Here is a 14,632-nt window from a genome sequence, read left to right on the forward strand (position 1 = left end):
CGGCGTAGGGACGGGCAGCACATTGGCACAGAAATCAGCAGGTTCCGCAGTCTCTGAACGGAAAGCGGGAAGGTGGCACGCCTTCCACGAGAAGTTCGTGGTGGAGGAACGCTACGTGGACCCTGCCGACCGGCGGGGCCTGTACCGCGCGTCGATCATCCTGGCCGTCGTGGGGCTGGCACTCTTCATTGCCACCCTGGTCAGCGTGGTGCAGGCCGACGGCCTTTCCGTTGCCGACACTCCCGTGCATGACTGGCTGCTGACCACCCGTTCAGCGGCCGTCACTGCCATCATGATCTTCCTGGCGGTGATTTTCGGCCCCATCGCGCTGCCCATCATCGTGCTGGTGGTGATCCTTGTCTGGGGATTCGCAGCCAAGCACGCCTGGCGCCCCATCCTGCTCGCCTCCGCGATGCTGACCGGAGTGATCATCTCGCAAATCATCCTCCACATCGTCCAGCGCTCCCGGCCCCCCGTGGACCAGATGCTGTTCGGCGCGGACCAGACCTTCTCGTTCCCGTCCGGGCACGTCCTGGGGGCCTGCGACTTCCTGCTGGTGGGCGCCTACCTGATTTTCTCCCGGCGCCGGAACCCGCGTGCCGCGGTGTTCGGCTTCATCGGGGCCGGGATCGGCATCATCCTCGCTATCGCCAGCCGGTTGTACCTTGGCTACCACTGGCCCACGGATGCGTTGGCGTCGTTCGCGCTCTCGCTGCTCATCCTCTCCGGGGTCATCGCGCTTGACACGTGGCGGACGGCCAGGATTCCGGGGGAACCGATCACCGGAGAGCTGTCAAGGGCCGAATCCACCGGAGAGTAGGAGCTTACCGGGAGCAGTCCGGGAACCGGATCCCGCTTACTGGGCCACTTGCTGGCCCACTTATTGCGGCCGCGATTTTGCCCGCTTGAGTGCCCGGTGCAGCTTCACGTTGGCTGCCTCCAGCTCCAGTACCTTCGCAACGCCCGCCAGGTTCAACCCCTCCTGCAGGAGTTCGCCGATCCGCAGCAGTACGGCAATATCGTCGTCGCTGTACTGGCGCGTGCCGCCCGCCGTCCGCGAGGGCGTCAACAGTCCCTTGGTTTCGTACAGCCTGATGTTCTGCTGTCCGGTTCCCGTGAGCTCCGCCGCCACCGAGATGGCGTACAGGGCCCGTGAACCGGGGGAGCGGCCAGCCCGACCTGCTTCAGGATCCGCCATTCTTTCTCCCAAAAATCGCTTCCGCTGGTACCTTGCTTCAGTTTTGCACGAGTGCTATAAAAAATCTATATCCACCACCATAGATTAAAGGAGGTGGTGGGTAGCTGCAGATCCAGCACCTGGAAGCTAAAGGAGTGGGAAATGATGTTGATGCGTACGGACCCGTTCCGTGAGCTGGACCGGCTCACGCAGCAGGTCTTTGGAACCTCCGCCCGCCCGGCAGCCATGCCCATGGACGCGTGGCAGGAAGACGGGGAATTCGTGGTGGCGTTCGACCTTCCCGGTGTGAACGTGGATTCCCTGGACCTGAACGTTGAGCGGAACGTCCTGACCGTCCGGGCGGAGCGCAAGGACCCCACGCAGCCCAACGTGGAGCTCGTGGCCTCTGAGCGTCCCCGGGGCGTGTTCAGCCGCCAGTTGATCCTGGGTGACACCCTGGACACCGAGCACATCAAGGCCAGCTATGACCAGGGTGTCCTGACCCTGCGGATTCCGGTTGCCGAGCAGGCCAAGCCGCGCAAGATCGAGATCCAGACCCAGCAGGGCGAGAAGCACCAGATCGGCAGCTAGGACCATGCTTTCGTGCCGGCGCCCCTGGCCCTCCGGGCGGGGCGCCGGCGAAACAGGAGGCAGGATGACTGATCTCCCCGACTACTACGCCATCCTGGGCGTAGGCCGGGACGCCGGCCGCCAGGAAATCTCGCATGCCTACCGCGCCCTCATGCGCACCCACCATCCGGATATGGACGGCGGGCGGGCTTACGAAGGCATGGAGACCATGGGGGATACGACGGCGGAGAAGGGCAACACTGCACAGGGGGAGGAACTTCTCCGGATCATGCAGGCGTTTAACGTGCTGCGTGACCCCGGGCGCCGCGCCGACTACGACAGGAAGCTGGCGGCAGCTGCGCCCACCAACATTCCGGTCCGGAAAGTCCGCAGCCGTGGCGGGCAGTCCGGACCTCCCATCCGCGTCACCCCGGTGCGGTGGGAAAGCGGGCCCTGGTCCTGATCCAGGCCCTGGGCCATTGATCCAAGGAGGCGGAAAACTGCATGGGCGACTGGCGGCGCTACGATTCACACCTCATTCCTGCATTCTTCGAACGCTTTGAGCAGCGGTGGGGCGAGGGAACCGCGCCCTTCCTGGACCCGGAGGCGCACGAACAGCCTCTGCCGCGGGCACAGTGGATCAACCCCACCACGGGTGCTGCGCTGGCGGTGGTTCCGGTATGGACCGCCGATGAGAGGCAGCAGCGTTCCTTCGGCGTGTTCTACCTCCCGCCGGGCGGGGACATCTGGGTCCTGCGGCCCGGGTACACCGGCTACCTGGAGCCGTCCGACGACGACACGGAACACCTGGTGACGCTCCGGAATGATGCCTTCCGCAAGGCAGTGGCGCACGCCAAGGAGTTCCTGTTCGGCACCCAGTAGTTGCCGGCGCCGGGAGCGGAGTTGCTGCTCGTCAGCCGACCTCCGCTGTGACATTCTGGGACGTACCCTAACTACCGTGACCAAAGGCTGGACCCCAATGCACATCACCGCCAAGGACCTCGCAGCGCTCATCCCCCCGGGGTTCACGCTTGGCGTCGCAACCGCAGCATTCCAGATCGAAGGGGCGCTGGACGAGGATGGACGGGGGCCGGCGGGCTGGGACAGGTTCGCTGCCCGGCCCGGTGCCATCGTTGAGGACCACAGCCCGGTGGTGGCCACGGACCACTACCACCGGATGCCGCAGGACGTGGCCCTCCTGAAGCAGCTCGGCGTTGACTCCTACCGGTTCTCCTTCTCCTGGCCGCGCATCCAGCCGGGCGGCACCGGCCCGGCCAACCGCGCAGGCATGGCGTTCTATGACCGGCTCCTGGACGAGCTCCTGGCCAACGGAATCTCGCCCATGGCCACCATCTACCACTGGGATACGCCCCTGGAACTGGATGAGGCCGGCGGCTGGATGAACCGGGACACCGCCTACCGGCTGGGGGAGTACGCGGCGCTCGTGGCCGATGCCTTCGGTGACAGGGTGGCCCGGTGGGTCACCATCAACGAGCCGGCAACGGTGAGCGCCAACGGCTACTCGCTGGGGCTGCACTCCCCAGGCAAGGAGCTGGCCCTGGGTGCCTTCCCCACGGTCCACCACCAGCTGCTGGGCCACGGGCTCGCCGTCCAGGCCCTTCGCGCGGCGCGGGTGCCCGGCGAAATCGGCATGACCAACGTCTACTCACCCATGGTGCCCAACTCCATCAACCCGCTGGACAAGATCAGCGCGGGGCTTATGGACCTGGGGCAGAACCGGCTCTACGCGGACCCTGTCCTGACGGGCAGGTACCCGGACCTCATCCGCGCGGCCAAGTTCTTCAGCTCCTTCGAACATCCCGAAGAGGACATGGAGATCATTTCCCAGCCCCTCGATTTCTACGGGCTCAACTACTACATGCCCACCAAGGTGGCCGTTGGGCCGGGCAACGGCGCCGTGCCGGCCAGCATGGCCGAGGCCATGGGCAGCGACCTCAGCGCGGCCGGAAACGGCGCTACGCCTTTCCACGTGGAGACGTGGCCGGAAGCGGACGTCACCGCATACGGCTGGCCGGTCAAGCCGGAGTACATGGCCGTGGCCCTGAAGGAGATGGCCGAGCGGTACCCCAACCTGCCGCCCGTGATCATCACCGAGGGCGGAGCCAGCTTCGAGGACATCATTGTCCGGGACAAGTCCACCAACACCAGGTTCATCCCGGACGAGCGGCGGCTGAAGTACATTTCAGACCACCTTGAAACCGCGCTCCGGGCCACGGCGCCCGGTGGGGTGGCCGAATCCGTGGACCTGCGCGGCTACTACGTGTGGTCCTTCCTGGACAACTTCGAGTGGTCCGCCGGCTACAACCAGCCGTTCGGCCTCCTGCACGTGGACTTCGAAACGCTCGACCGCACACCCAAGGCGTCCTACTTCTGGTTCCAGGAGCTCATCGAGGAACGCGACCTGGCTGCCGCGGCCGGGGCGGCCATCGCGCAGGCAGCGGTTCCGGAGCTGTTGGACAGTGAATTGCCCGACGACGGCGCACCCCTGGGTGCCAACGCGCAGTAAGGCTGCGCAGCCGGGAGCCGTTCAGCCCCGGAGCAGGTCCAGCATGGCCAGCTGCTTGGCGATGCCGGCGCCGTCGGGCGAGTAGATCCACGGCACGCGGGAGGTGGTGTGGTCGCCGTCCTCGGAGTGGCCGCCGGCGAACACGGATTCGCTGACGGACAGCTGCCGGATGGCGATTGCTGCAACCTTGTCCGGATTTTCGGCGGCAAAGGCGGAGTAGATGGCCTCGTCATGCTGTCCGTTGTCGCCGATCAGGAGCCACCGCATGTCCGGGAATTCCTGGGCCAGCCGCTCCAGGTTGCGGTGCTTGTGGTCCTGGCCGCTGCGGAACCAGCGGTCCTGGGTGAGTCCCCAGTCCGTGAGCAGCAGCGCGCCCTTGGGGTACATGTTGCGGGTCAGGAACCGTGCCAGGGTGGGGGCCGCGTTCCAGGGGCCGGTGGACAGGTAAATGACCGGGGCTTCAGGGTGCTCGATGGTCAGCCGGTCCAGCAGCACGGCCATCCCCGGAGTGGCCATGCGCGCCCGTTCGCTGAGCACGAAGGTGTTCCACAGGGCCAGGAAGGGCCGGGGCAGGGCGGTCACCATGACGGTGTCGTCGATGTCCGAGACGATGCCGAACTGCACGCCCGGAGCGATCACCTGGATCAGTGCCTCCGCCGGCTCGGTTCCCTCGGCCCGCAGCACGGCAGTGTGCCAGCCGGGGGACAGCTGCACGTCCACCTCGGTGTCGATCAGCCCGCCCCGGTCCGCCGTGACGTGGGTGACCACATCACCGATGGTGATTTCGACGTCGGAAAACTGCAACGGCACCCCCGTGAACGCCCGCCAGCCGCGGATGTTCTGGTTGCCGTTCCTGGCCGCGTGCTCGGCCTTGCTTCCGGGCGGCGGCTTCTGTGTCAGCAGTACCCTGCCCAGGACGCGCACCCGGGTGGTGGAGCCATAACCCTGGTACGCGATGGTCTGCGGCACGAACTTCCACCGCTTGGCGAGCTGGATCCGGACGTCGTTGACCGCGTCCGACAACCGGTGTGCCAGCCGGAAGAACTGGCTTCCGGACAGGGCGGTGCGGCCCTTCGTGTTCCGCCGGGGTGGGCGTGCCGTGTCCTGGTCGGGGTTCTGCGGGGCCGAGTCCATGCCACCACTCTGCCACAGGGCGGCAGCGGGCATCAGCCGTTGCCGAGGATCGCGCGCAGGGTCCGGGCATTCCACACGGCGTTCCCGCCGCCGTCGTTGTTGAAGTACGCGTAGACATCGATGCCCGCGCCGTCCCACTCACGGATCCGGTCGGCCCACCAGTGGAGGTCGGCGTCCGAGTAGGAGCCGCCGTAGAGGTGCTGGTGGTCGGGTCCGTGCAGCCGGACATATGCGAAGGAGGCGGTGGTCCGCAGGATGCAGGGCAGGTTGGCGCCGCTCATGATGCAGTAGGCGGCCTGGTGCCGCTCCAGCAGGGCAAACACCTCAGGGCAGTCCCAGCTCGGGTGCCTGAACTCCACGGCAACCCTGATCCACGGCGGAACCGCAGCGAGGAAGTAGTCCATCCTGGCGTCGTCGCGCTCCAATTGGGGCGGCAGCTGGACCAGGAGCACGGCACGTTTGTCCCCCAGTTCGTGCCAGCAGCGGGCAATCCGCTCCACCCAGACTTCCGGTGAATACAGTTTCCGCGCGTGCGTGAGTCCCCTGGGAGCTTTGACGGACATGGCGAACCCGGGCGGCAGGCGCCTGTTCCATCCGGCGAAGGTGGTATCCCTGGGCCAGCGGTAGAAGCTGGCGTTCAGTTCCACCGTGCTGAATTCGGCGACGTAGCACTGGAGCCGGTCCCGCACGGGCAGCCCGGGCGGGTACAGGACGTTCTCCCAGTGGTCGTAGCTCCAGCCGGAGGTGCCGATGTGGATTCCCATTTGCCTCAGGCTACACCGGGCTTCCCCTTCCGTTCGGGCCCGGGTGTGGCAGGGTAATGTCATGGCGCGAATCGAAGATTATGCCGTTGTTGGCGACCTTCAGACCGGAGCCCTGGTCAGCAGGGAAGGCTCGATCGACTGGCTCTGCCTCCCGAGGTTCGATTCCCCTGCCTGCTTCAATTCGCTGTTGGACACGCCGGACTCGGGGCGCTGGCTGCTGGCTCCGGAAAGAGGGGGCGAATGCACCCGCCGGAGCTACCGCGAGGGCACCCTCATCCTGGATACGGAGTGGGAGACGCCGGACGGAACCGTGCGCATCACCGATTTCATGCCGCCGCGTGATTCCGTCGCTGACATCGTCCGGATTGTGGAAGGCATCAGCGGCAGCGTCAGGATGCACGGCGAACTGGTCCTGAGGTTCGACTACGGGCACATCATTCCGTGGGTGCGCAAGGACAAGCGCGGGCTGCACGCGATCGCCGGTCCGGATGCCGTCTACCTGGTCACTCCGGCACCCCTGCATGGCGAGAACATGCACACTGTCAGCGACTTCACCGTGAATGCAGGCGAAAAGGTACCTTTCGTGCTGACCTGGGCGCCCAGCCATGTGGGACGCCCGGTATCCGTGGACGCGGAAGTAGTCCTTGACAGCACCTTTGCATTCTGGCGGGGCTGGTCCTCGCAATGCACCGTCAAGGGCAAGTACCGGGAGGCCGTGGTCCGTTCCCTGATAACGCTCAAGGCGCTGACGTATGGCCCAACCGGCGGGATCGTCGCGGCCGTCACAACGTCGCTGCCGGAGCAGCCGGGCGGCCAGCGTAACTGGGACTACCGCTACTGCTGGCTGCGGGATGCCGCCATGACGCTGCAGGCGCTGCTGGCGGCCGGCTACACCGCGGAGGCCGCTGCCTGGCGGGACTGGCTGCTCCGGGCCGTGGCCGGCGACCCCGCCGACCTGCAGATCATGTACGGGATCCATGGCGAGCGGCGGCTGCCGGAAATGGAGTTGCCGTGGCTGAAGGGTTACGAGAACTCGGTACCGGTGCGGATCGGGAATGCGGCGGCTGAGCAGTTCCAGCTGGATGTATGGGGTGAGGTCCTTGACTGCCTGGCGCTGACCCGGAACTCGCTGCTGACGCATACGGACGAGGCCTGGGACGTGCAGATTGCGCTGATGGAGCACCTTGAAACCATCTGGGACCAGCCGGACAACGGGCTCTGGGAGATGCGTGGGCCGCGCCGGCACTTCACCCACTCCAAGGTCATGGCGTGGGTGGCTGCGGACCGGATGGTGAAGGGTGTGCGCGAGTCCGGCCTGCCGGGCCCCGTGGAGCGCTGGGAGCTGCTGCGGGACCAGATCCGCAAGGACATCATGGCCAACGGCTTCGACGCGGAGCGCAATACGTTTGTCCAGTCCTACGGCCGTCCGGAGCTGGACGCCAGCCTGCTGTTGATTCCCAGGGTGGGGTTCCTGCCGCCCGATGATCCCAAGGTGGTGGGAACCATCGAAGCAATCCAGCGGGAGCTGACCCAGGACGGGTTTGTGCTGCGGTACCGGCCGGAGCAGAGCGACGACGGCCTGCCGGGCGACGAGGGCGTCTTCCTGGCGTGCTCGTTCTGGCTGGTGGAGGCGCTTCTGGGGGCGGGCCGCCATGAGGAATCCCGCGAACTCTTTGAGCGGCTGCTGGAACTGCGCAACGACGTCGGGCTGCTAAGCGAGGAATGGGCGGTGAAAGCCAGGCGTCAGCTGGGCAACACGCCGCAGGCGTTCAGCCATTTTGCCCTTGTGACTAGCGCCCTGGAGCTGCATCAGGATACGGTTCGGCGCAGTGACAGCCCCATTCCGCCTGAAGGGGTGGATTCGCGCTGAGGCGGCGCGGACCGGGGCTGGAACTTCTCCTTCGCAGGATAGATAAGTATACTTACTAATACCTCATGGAGTGCTCCCAAGCACAGCGCCGTGATTGATGGAGGAGTGATAGTTATGGCCGGATATTTTGAGCTCGTTGATGCCCCCGACGGCGGGTACCGGATCAGGATGATGGACGGAAGCGGGAACCTGATGGCCATCTCGGTAACCTTTCCCACCAAGAGGGCTGCTGTGGCGGGCGTCGCGATGGCCCGGGAAATTGCCGGCACCGGCCTGATCCGGGACAAGAGCCTGGACGGGGCCGGATCGGTCATCCGCGACCGCGTGCGGCCCGTCAACTCCCCCAAGGAGGAGGCGGCCCGGCGGAAGAAAGCGCCGGAGGCACGACGGGCAGCCGTGAGCTGATGCCGGGTTCCACTCCACCCCCGGGCGGCCCGCGCCGGGGGGTCCTCTTTGACGTTGACGGGACGCTGATCGACTCGTCCTACATCCACACCGTCGCCTGGTGGGGGGCGTTCCGCCAGTACGGCCACGACGTGCCCATGGCGGCCATTCACCAACTCGTTGGCATGGGCGGCGCCCGGCTGGTGGACAATCTCCTGCCGTCCGGCCGCGACCGCGGCGAGGATGAGGACATCATGGCCAGCCACGGCGCGCTGTATGCCTCGCACTGGCCCTCCCTCCGCGCCCTCGACGGGGCCAAGGAACTGTTAGGCCGGTGCCATGCAGGCGGGCTGGCTGTGGCCCTGGCATCCTCGGCGAGGGACCGCGACCTCCAGGTGATGCGGTCCGTCCTCGACGCCGACCCCTTCATCGATGCCGCCACCAGCGCGAATGATGCGGAGGAAAGCAAGCCTGCGCCGGACATCCTGGAGGCGGCCCTGGCGGCCACCGGCCTCGATGCCGCAAACGTTGTCTACGTCGGGGACGCGGTATGGGACATGAAGGCGGCGGCGGCGCTGGGGATCCCTTCCATCGGCGTGACCTGCGGTGGAATCCAGGCCGGCCAGCTGCGTGACGCCGGCGCGGCGGAGGTCTACCAGGGACCGCGCGACCTGCTGGAAAACCTGGGCTCAAGTGCCATTGGCCGGCTGCTCGCGCTCCAGCCGAACGCCTGACAGCACCCCGCTTGACGGCACCCACGCCTGGCGGCGGTCATAACGGCTGGCCGCCGGGCACCGAATCCTCGTTGCCGGCGACGGCGGGCTTCGTCCACGACACCACCACCTTCACCGAGCCGTCGTCATTCCGCTCGATGTCAGTGGCCACCTCTGCTGCGGGCGCGCCCATTTCCGCGATCCGCGCGCGGTAGGTGCTGACCAGCTCAGCCAGGCTTTCTTCCGTCCATTCACCCGGACGCATGCGGGTGGAGATCTCGACTGGTTCCGGCTGGTACAGCGACATGGCGTTCCTCTTTCCCGTTGTCTTTTGCCTGCCCTTCCTACGCTAGGAGCAGTCGACGGCGGTCACAAGGTTTTCATCAGCATGCTTACTTTTTTTCCCTAAAACAGATAGCGTCGAAGAAAGGGTGCCGGCAGGCGCCCTTCGCACGCCCCCGGAGAGAGCCCGGCGGCAGGACAGAGTGAAAGGGAGACTGTGAAAGCACTGACGTGGCAAGGAAAACGGTCGGTAAGCGTTGAAGAAGTACCCGATCCCGTCATCCAGGAACCGACGGATGCGATTGTCCGGATCACCTCCACAGCCATCTGCGGCTCGGACCTGCACCTCTACGAAGTCCTCGGGCCATACATGCACAAGGGCGACGTCATCGGCCACGAGCCGATGGGCATCGTGGAAGAAGTGGGAAGCGGCGTCACCAACCTCCGCAAGGGCGACCGCGTGGTGATTCCCTTCAACATCTCCTGCGGTTCCTGCTTCATGTGCAGCCAGGGCCTGCAGTCGCAGTGCGAAACCACACAGGTGAAGGAGAAGGGTTCCGGCGCGGCACTGTTCGGTTTCTCCGAGCTGTATGGATCCGTACCCGGCGGGCAGGCGGAATTCCTTCGCGTCCCGCACGCGGATTATGGCCCCATCAAGGTGGGCAGCGAGCTTCCGGATGAACGCTACCTGTTCCTTTCCGATATCCTGCCCACTGCGTGGCAGGGCGTGGAGTACGCCAATGTCCAGCCCGGTGGCACCTTGACGGTCTTCGGGCTGGGGCCCGTAGGCCAGTTCGCCACCCGGATCGGGATCCACCGCGGTTACCGGGTCATTGGTGTGGACCCGGTCCCGGAGCGGCGTGAAATGGCCGCCCGCCACGGCGTGGAAACCCTTGACTACAGCAAAGGCGTCGCCGACGAACTGCGGGAGATAACAGACGGCAGGGGCCCGAACGGCATCGTGGACGCCGTCGGTATGGAGGCGCACGGTTCCCCGGTGGCCGGCTTCGCCCACCAGGCCCTTGGCCTCCTGCCGGACAAGCTCGCACAGAAAGCGATGGAGACTGCCGGCGTGGACAAGCTGGCCGTGCTGCATACCGCAATCGACGCTGTCCGCCGCGGCGGCACCCTGTCGCTGAGCGGCGTCTACGGCGGCGAAGCCAGCCCCATGCCACTGATGACCATGTTCGACAAGCAGCTCCAGCTGCGCATGGGCCAGTGCAACGTCCGTAACTGGACGGACCAGCTCATCCCGCTGGTGGAGGACGACGCCGATCCGCTTGGCGTCATGGACCTGGTCACCCACCGCTCCGGCCTGGAGGGTGCGCCCGCCCTGTACGAAAAGTTCCAGAAGAAGGAAGACGGCTGCATCAAGGTGGTCCTCAACCCCGGCGCCTGATGCCCGGGTGTCTGTACACACAAGCAGGGGCGGTTACGGAAATCCGTAACCGCCCCTGCTCCTGTCCGGACAGGCCGGAAAACTCCTAGGTGAGCTTCACCTGGCGGTTCATGTCCTTGTAGAGCAGGTAGCGGAACTCACCCGGGCCGCCGGCGTAGCAGGCCTGCGGGCAGAAGGCACGCAGCCACATGAAGTCGCCGGCCTCCACCTCCACCCAGTCGTTGTTCAGCAGGTACATGGCCTTGCCCTCCAGGACGTACAGGCCGTGCTCCATGACATGGGTTTCCGGGAACGGGATCACGCCGCCCGGCTGGAAGGTCACGATGTTGACCTGCATGTCATGGGCGAGGTCGCTGGAGTCCGTGAAGCGGGTGGTCTTCCAGACGTCGTTGGTGTCCGGCATGGACGTGGGCGCCACGTCCTTTTCGTTGGTGACGAAGGACTTGGCCTCATAGCCTTCCAGGCGCTCGTAGGCCTTGCGGATCCAGTGGAAGGACACGATGTCGTCGGAGATGTTCTCCAGCCCCCACTGCGCGCCGGCCGCCAGGTAGGCGTAGCCGCCCTCCTCCAGCTGGTGCAGCCCGCCGTCGAGGGTCAGGTTGACCGTGCCCTTGGTGACGAAGACGACGCCCTCAACGCCTTCCTCGAACTCCGCCTTCGGCGCCCCGCCGCCGGGAGCGATTTCCACGATCAGCTGCGAGAACGTGGTGGCGAAACCGGAGATGGGGCGGGCAATGATCCAGGAGCGGGTCTTCGAGAAGCCGGGCAGGTTGGACGTGACGATGTCCGTCAGCACGCCCTTGGGGATGACCGTGTAAGCCTCGGTGACGATGGCGCGCTCGGTGGTGAGGTGGGTCTGCGGCGGCAGGCCGCCTTGCGGGTAGTAGTACTTGCCCATGAACGAAGGTCCTTTTCTTAGGAGTTTGACGTGGTGGCGAGCCGCGGGTGCGCCAGCGCGGTGAGCTGCGGAATCCCGACGCCGGCAAGCGCCTGGACTTCATCCGCACCGACTGCGCCGCACTGGACGCCGCGGAGCACGAAGGCGGCCAGGGCCCGTGCGGTGGCGGGCTCGTCCATGACGCCGCCTTCGGTCCGCTCCACATAGTTCCGCAGGCGGGCGGCGGCGGCCGGCAGGCCCTCGCGGTAGAACGCATAGGTGGCGGCAAACCGGCTGGGAAGCTGGGCCGGATGCAGGTCCCAGCCCTGGTAGTAGCCGCGTTCCAGCGACCGGCGGACCAGGCGCCCGTGCAGCTGCCAGGCGTTCTCCACGTTGTCGCCCACCGGGATGATGTTGGTGGACCCGTCGGAGAGCCTGATGCCGGTGCCGGCGACGGCCAGCTGCATGACCTCCTTGGCGAAGTCGGCCACCGGGTGCTCCATGGACTGGTACTCGGCAGAGATCTGCAGCGACGCCGAGTAGTCGTAGGTGCCGTAGTGCAGCCCGCTGATCCGGCCCGGCACGGCATGCGGCAGCTGCGCCACCGGGGAGGTGCCGTCGGGGCCGAGGATCAGCTGTGGCGTCTCCACCTGGACCTCGAAGCGGAGCCGTCCGGCGGGCAGCGAGTGGACTTCCTCCAGCCGCGACACCGCGTAGTCCATTGCCTGGACCTGGGCCACGGTGGTGACCTTGGGCAGGGTCAGGACCAGGCCCTCCGGCAGTTCGCCGGCGGCGGCGAGGCCGGAGACAAACAAGTCCAGGGTGCGCAGCCCCCGCGCACGGGTGGCCGCCTCGAAGCACTTGAAGCGGATGCCGATGAACGGGGGAGCGGACCCGGCCGAGACGGCGGCGGCCACCGCGGACGCCGCGGCAACCGCGGCGGCGTCCTCGGCGTCGTCGCCCCGGTCCCCGAAGCCGTCCTCAAAATCGAGGCGCAGGTCCTCGATAGGTTCGCTGGTGAGCTTCGCTTCCACGCGCCCGGCGACTGCTTCGGCGAGGCTGCCTTCCTGGCCCAGGAGCCGGCCCAGTGCTTCCAGGCCGCCGTGGGCGTTGGGCACAGCCAGCGCCTGGGCGCCCCAGTCGGCAGCGAACGACGGCGTGAACCGGTCCGCGGGCACGTAGACCGTATGCACGGGCTGGCGGGAGCCGTCGTCGCCCGGGTAGTTGCGCTCCAGCAGCCGGTCGGTGGCGGCCAGCTGCCCGTCGATGTGCGCGAGGTCCCCTGCGGACAGCGAGGGCCTGGATGCTGCTGCCATCTCAGCCCACCAGCTCGTAGGCGGGCGTGGTGAGGAAGTCGGTGTAATCATCCGACAGGCAGATGTCTGCGATCAGTTCGCTGGCCGGCTGGTAGTAGCGGCGGAACGCCTCGTCCCCGAATTCGGTGCGGAGCCGCTCGGTTTCCTCCGCCAAAATCTTTTCCACCAGCTCCCTGGTGACCGTGTTGCCGGTGTCCGCGAGGATGGACTTGTTGCGGATCTGCTGCCACACCTGCGAGCGGGAAATCTCGGCCGTGGCGGCGTCCTCCATGAGGTTGTGGATGGCCACGGCGCCGTTCCCGGACAGCCACACGGCCGTGTAGGCAACGGCCACGTAGAGGTTCAGGCGCAGGCCGGCCTCGGTGACCTGGCCCCCGGCGGACTGCACGTCCAGCAGATGCTCCGCGGTAACTGAAACCTCGGGGCGCTGCTTGTCCACCTGGTTGGGCTTGTCACCCAGGACGGAGTCGAAGACTTCGCGGCAGGTGGGGACCAGGTCCGGGTGGGCAACCCAGGAACCGTCGAAGCCGTCGTTGGCCTCGCGGGTCTTGTCCGCGCGGACCTTTTCAAACGCCGCTTCGGTGACCTCAGGGTGGCGCCGGTTGGGGATGACCGCGGCCATGCCGCCCATGGCAAAGGCGCCGCGCCGGTGGCAGGTCTTGACCAGGAGTTCGGTGTAGGCGCGCATGAAGGGGGCGGTCATCGCCACGGAGGCGCGGTCCGGCAGGACAAACTCCTCACCGGCATCGCGGAAGTACTTGATGATGCTGAACAGGTAGTCCCAGCGGCCGGCGTTCAGGCCGGAGGCGTGGTCCCGCAGTTCGTACAGGATCTCGTCCATCTCGAAGGCGGCCGGGATGGTCTCGATCAGCACCGTGGCGCGGATGGTGCCCTGGTTCAGGCCGAGGAAGTCCTGCGCGAACACGAACACGTTGTTCCAGAGCCGCGCTTCGAGGTGGCTCTCCATCTTGGGCAGGTAGTAGTACGGCCCCTGCCCGTTGAGGACCAGCTGCTTGGCGATGTGGAAGAAGTGCAGGCCAAAGTCCACCAGCGCACCCACCGCGGGTTCACCGTTCACCAGCAGGTGCTTCTCCTGCATGTGCCAGCCGCGGGGCCGGGCCACCACCACGGCGAGCGGCGCGTCGGTGCGGAGGCGGTACTCCTTGCCTTCCTCCGAGGTGTAGCTGAGCGTGCCCTGGGCGGCGTCGCGGAGGTTGAGGATGGCATCGATGACATTGGCCCAGGTGGGCGTGCTGGCGTCCTCGAGGTCCGCCAGCCACACCTTGGCGCCGGAGTTCAGGGCGTTGATGGCCATCTTGGCCGGCGAGGCGGGGCCGGTCATTTCCACCCGGCGGTCCTGCAAAGCTGCCGGTGCCGGCGCAACCTTCCAGTCGCCGTCGCGCACGTCCTGCGTCTCCGGCAGGAAGTCGAGCTTGCCCGTTTCCGCCACCCGCTGCCGCTTGACGGCACGGGCTGCCAGGAGCTCGTTGCGGGTGCCGGCGAACCGGTTGTGGAGTTCCTCCACGAAGGCCAGTGCCTTGGGGGTGAGGATCTCCTCTGCGCGGTCGATCGGCCGGGGATCTGTGACGGTGATGGCCATTTCTGGTCCTTTCCTTAGG

The 14,632-nt window shown here is 66.6% G+C and carries 16 protein-coding genes; 9 read left to right on the forward strand and 7 right to left on the reverse strand.

Annotated features, from left to right (window positions below; translation table 11 throughout):
- Positions 1-22 precede the first annotated feature (22 nt).
- Entirely contained in the window at positions 23-820 is a 798-nt protein-coding gene (locus tag AC3ANU_RS05425; RefSeq protein ID WP_018770580.1) for a phosphatase PAP2 family protein, read from the forward strand.
- 60 nt (positions 821-880) lie between these two features.
- Here the strand turns inward: AC3ANU_RS05425 and AC3ANU_RS05430 are convergent, their stop codons facing one another.
- A complete protein-coding gene (locus AC3ANU_RS05430; protein ID WP_056391447.1) occupies positions 881-1,198 on the reverse strand; it encodes a MerR family transcriptional regulator in 318 nt (105 codons plus the stop codon).
- Between the two features lie 144 nt (positions 1,199-1,342).
- Between AC3ANU_RS05430 and AC3ANU_RS05435 the strand changes: the two genes are divergently transcribed.
- The 4 genes from AC3ANU_RS05435 (at position 1,343) to AC3ANU_RS05450 (ending at position 4,274) form a co-directional block, all read left to right on the forward strand.
- Positions 1,343-1,768, forward strand: coding sequence for an Hsp20/alpha crystallin family protein (locus AC3ANU_RS05435; protein WP_026265970.1), 426 nt, complete (start codon positions 1,343-1,345; stop codon positions 1,766-1,768).
- Between the two features lie 64 nt (positions 1,769-1,832).
- Positions 1,833-2,210, forward strand: a complete 378-nt coding sequence (locus AC3ANU_RS05440) for a J domain-containing protein (RefSeq protein ID WP_488315604.1) — start codon at positions 1,833-1,835, stop codon at positions 2,208-2,210.
- Between the two features lie 41 nt (positions 2,211-2,251).
- Entirely contained in the window at positions 2,252-2,629 is a 378-nt protein-coding gene (locus AC3ANU_RS05445; RefSeq protein WP_018770576.1) for a hypothetical protein, read from the forward strand.
- Between the two features lie 97 nt (positions 2,630-2,726).
- Positions 2,727-4,274, forward strand: a complete 1,548-nt coding sequence (locus AC3ANU_RS05450) for a glycoside hydrolase family 1 protein (protein ID WP_478223411.1) — start codon at positions 2,727-2,729, stop codon at positions 4,272-4,274.
- A 21-nt stretch (positions 4,275-4,295) separates the two neighbouring features.
- On the opposite strand, the gene AC3ANU_RS05455 is transcribed toward AC3ANU_RS05450, so the two are convergent.
- Together AC3ANU_RS05455 and AC3ANU_RS05460 are read right to left on the reverse strand one after the other, a co-directional pair.
- Positions 4,296-5,408, reverse strand: coding sequence for an App1 family protein phosphatidate phosphatase (locus tag AC3ANU_RS05455; RefSeq protein WP_261377375.1), 1,113 nt, complete (start codon positions 5,406-5,408; stop codon positions 4,296-4,298).
- Positions 5,409-5,440: 32 nt separating this feature from the next.
- Entirely contained in the window at positions 5,441-6,172 is a 732-nt protein-coding gene (locus AC3ANU_RS05460) for a DUF72 domain-containing protein (protein ID WP_056391426.1), read from the reverse strand.
- Positions 6,173-6,233: 61 nt separating this feature from the next.
- Between AC3ANU_RS05460 and AC3ANU_RS05465 the strand changes: the two genes are divergently transcribed.
- From AC3ANU_RS05465 to AC3ANU_RS05475, 3 genes are all read left to right on the forward strand, one after another.
- Positions 6,234-8,042: a glycoside hydrolase family 15 protein gene (locus AC3ANU_RS05465; protein ID WP_056391424.1), complete on the forward strand. Its 1,809-nt coding sequence runs from the start codon at positions 6,234-6,236 to the stop codon at positions 8,040-8,042.
- A 114-nt stretch (positions 8,043-8,156) separates the two neighbouring features.
- Entirely contained in the window at positions 8,157-8,447 is a 291-nt protein-coding gene (locus AC3ANU_RS05470; RefSeq protein WP_018770571.1) for a hypothetical protein, read from the forward strand.
- A complete protein-coding gene (locus AC3ANU_RS05475) occupies positions 8,447-9,160 on the forward strand; it encodes an HAD family hydrolase (protein ID WP_056391421.1) in 714 nt (237 codons plus the stop codon). The genes AC3ANU_RS05470 and AC3ANU_RS05475 overlap by 1 nt, the downstream gene beginning before the upstream one ends.
- A gap of 37 nt (positions 9,161-9,197) precedes the next feature.
- On the opposite strand, the gene AC3ANU_RS05480 is transcribed toward AC3ANU_RS05475, so the two are convergent.
- A complete protein-coding gene (locus tag AC3ANU_RS05480) occupies positions 9,198-9,446 on the reverse strand; it encodes a hypothetical protein (RefSeq protein WP_056391418.1) in 249 nt (82 codons plus the stop codon).
- A gap of 192 nt (positions 9,447-9,638) precedes the next feature.
- Here AC3ANU_RS05480 and AC3ANU_RS05485 point away from each other — a divergent pair, with 192 nt between their 5' ends.
- Entirely contained in the window at positions 9,639-10,820 is a 1,182-nt protein-coding gene (locus AC3ANU_RS05485; RefSeq protein WP_142071011.1) for a zinc-dependent alcohol dehydrogenase, read from the forward strand.
- Between the two features lie 85 nt (positions 10,821-10,905).
- Here the strand turns inward: AC3ANU_RS05485 and AC3ANU_RS05490 are convergent, their stop codons facing one another.
- The 3 genes from AC3ANU_RS05490 to aceB are packed head-to-tail and all read right to left on the reverse strand — an operon-like array spanning position 10,906 to position 14,613.
- A complete protein-coding gene (locus tag AC3ANU_RS05490; RefSeq protein WP_134165446.1) occupies positions 10,906-11,718 on the reverse strand; it encodes a bifunctional allantoicase/(S)-ureidoglycine aminohydrolase in 813 nt (270 codons plus the stop codon).
- A gap of 17 nt (positions 11,719-11,735) precedes the next feature.
- Positions 11,736-13,013 (reverse strand): DUF6986 family protein, encoded by a 1,278-nt coding sequence (locus AC3ANU_RS05495; RefSeq protein ID WP_478222888.1) that lies wholly within the window; start codon positions 13,011-13,013, stop codon positions 11,736-11,738.
- Between the two features lies 1 nt (position 13,014).
- The gene (gene aceB / locus AC3ANU_RS05500; protein ID WP_488315605.1) at positions 13,015-14,613 is read right to left on the reverse strand and encodes a malate synthase A; all 1,599 of its coding nucleotides are present in this window, start codon (positions 14,611-14,613) and stop codon (positions 13,015-13,017) included.
- Positions 14,614-14,632 lie beyond the last annotated feature (19 nt).

The sequence above is a fragment of the Arthrobacter sp. SDR-2R genome (assembly GCF_057747955.1).

Coding starts and splice junctions, on each gene's coding strand:
- AC3ANU_RS05475 (WP_056391421.1), top strand. CDS start 8,447: ATGCCGGGTTCCACTCCACCCCCGGGCGGCCCGCGCCGGGGGGTCCTC.
- AC3ANU_RS05490 (WP_134165446.1), bottom strand. CDS start 11,718: ATGGGCAAGTACTACTACCCGCAAGGCGGCCTGCCGCCGCAGACCCAC.
- AC3ANU_RS05480 (WP_056391418.1), bottom strand. CDS start 9,446: ATGTCGCTGTACCAGCCGGAACCAGTCGAGATCTCCACCCGCATGCGT.
- AC3ANU_RS05460 (WP_056391426.1), bottom strand. CDS start 6,172: ATGGGAATCCACATCGGCACCTCCGGCTGGAGCTACGACCACTGGGAG.
- AC3ANU_RS05435 (WP_026265970.1), top strand. CDS start 1,343: ATGTTGATGCGTACGGACCCGTTCCGTGAGCTGGACCGGCTCACGCAG.
- AC3ANU_RS05455 (WP_261377375.1), bottom strand. CDS start 5,408: ATGGACTCGGCCCCGCAGAACCCCGACCAGGACACGGCACGCCCACCC.
- AC3ANU_RS05430 (WP_056391447.1), bottom strand. CDS start 1,198: ATGGCGGATCCTGAAGCAGGTCGGGCTGGCCGCTCCCCCGGTTCACGG.
- AC3ANU_RS05440 (WP_488315604.1), top strand. CDS start 1,833: ATGACTGATCTCCCCGACTACTACGCCATCCTGGGCGTAGGCCGGGAC.
- aceB (WP_488315605.1), bottom strand. CDS start 14,613: ATGGCCATCACCGTCACAGATCCCCGGCCGATCGACCGCGCAGAGGAG.
- AC3ANU_RS05470 (WP_018770571.1), top strand. CDS start 8,157: ATGGCCGGATATTTTGAGCTCGTTGATGCCCCCGACGGCGGGTACCGG.
- AC3ANU_RS05450 (WP_478223411.1), top strand. CDS start 2,727: ATGCACATCACCGCCAAGGACCTCGCAGCGCTCATCCCCCCGGGGTTC.
- AC3ANU_RS05465 (WP_056391424.1), top strand. CDS start 6,234: ATGGCGCGAATCGAAGATTATGCCGTTGTTGGCGACCTTCAGACCGGA.
- AC3ANU_RS05445 (WP_018770576.1), top strand. CDS start 2,252: ATGGGCGACTGGCGGCGCTACGATTCACACCTCATTCCTGCATTCTTC.
- AC3ANU_RS05495 (WP_478222888.1), bottom strand. CDS start 13,013: ATGGCAGCAGCATCCAGGCCCTCGCTGTCCGCAGGGGACCTCGCGCAC.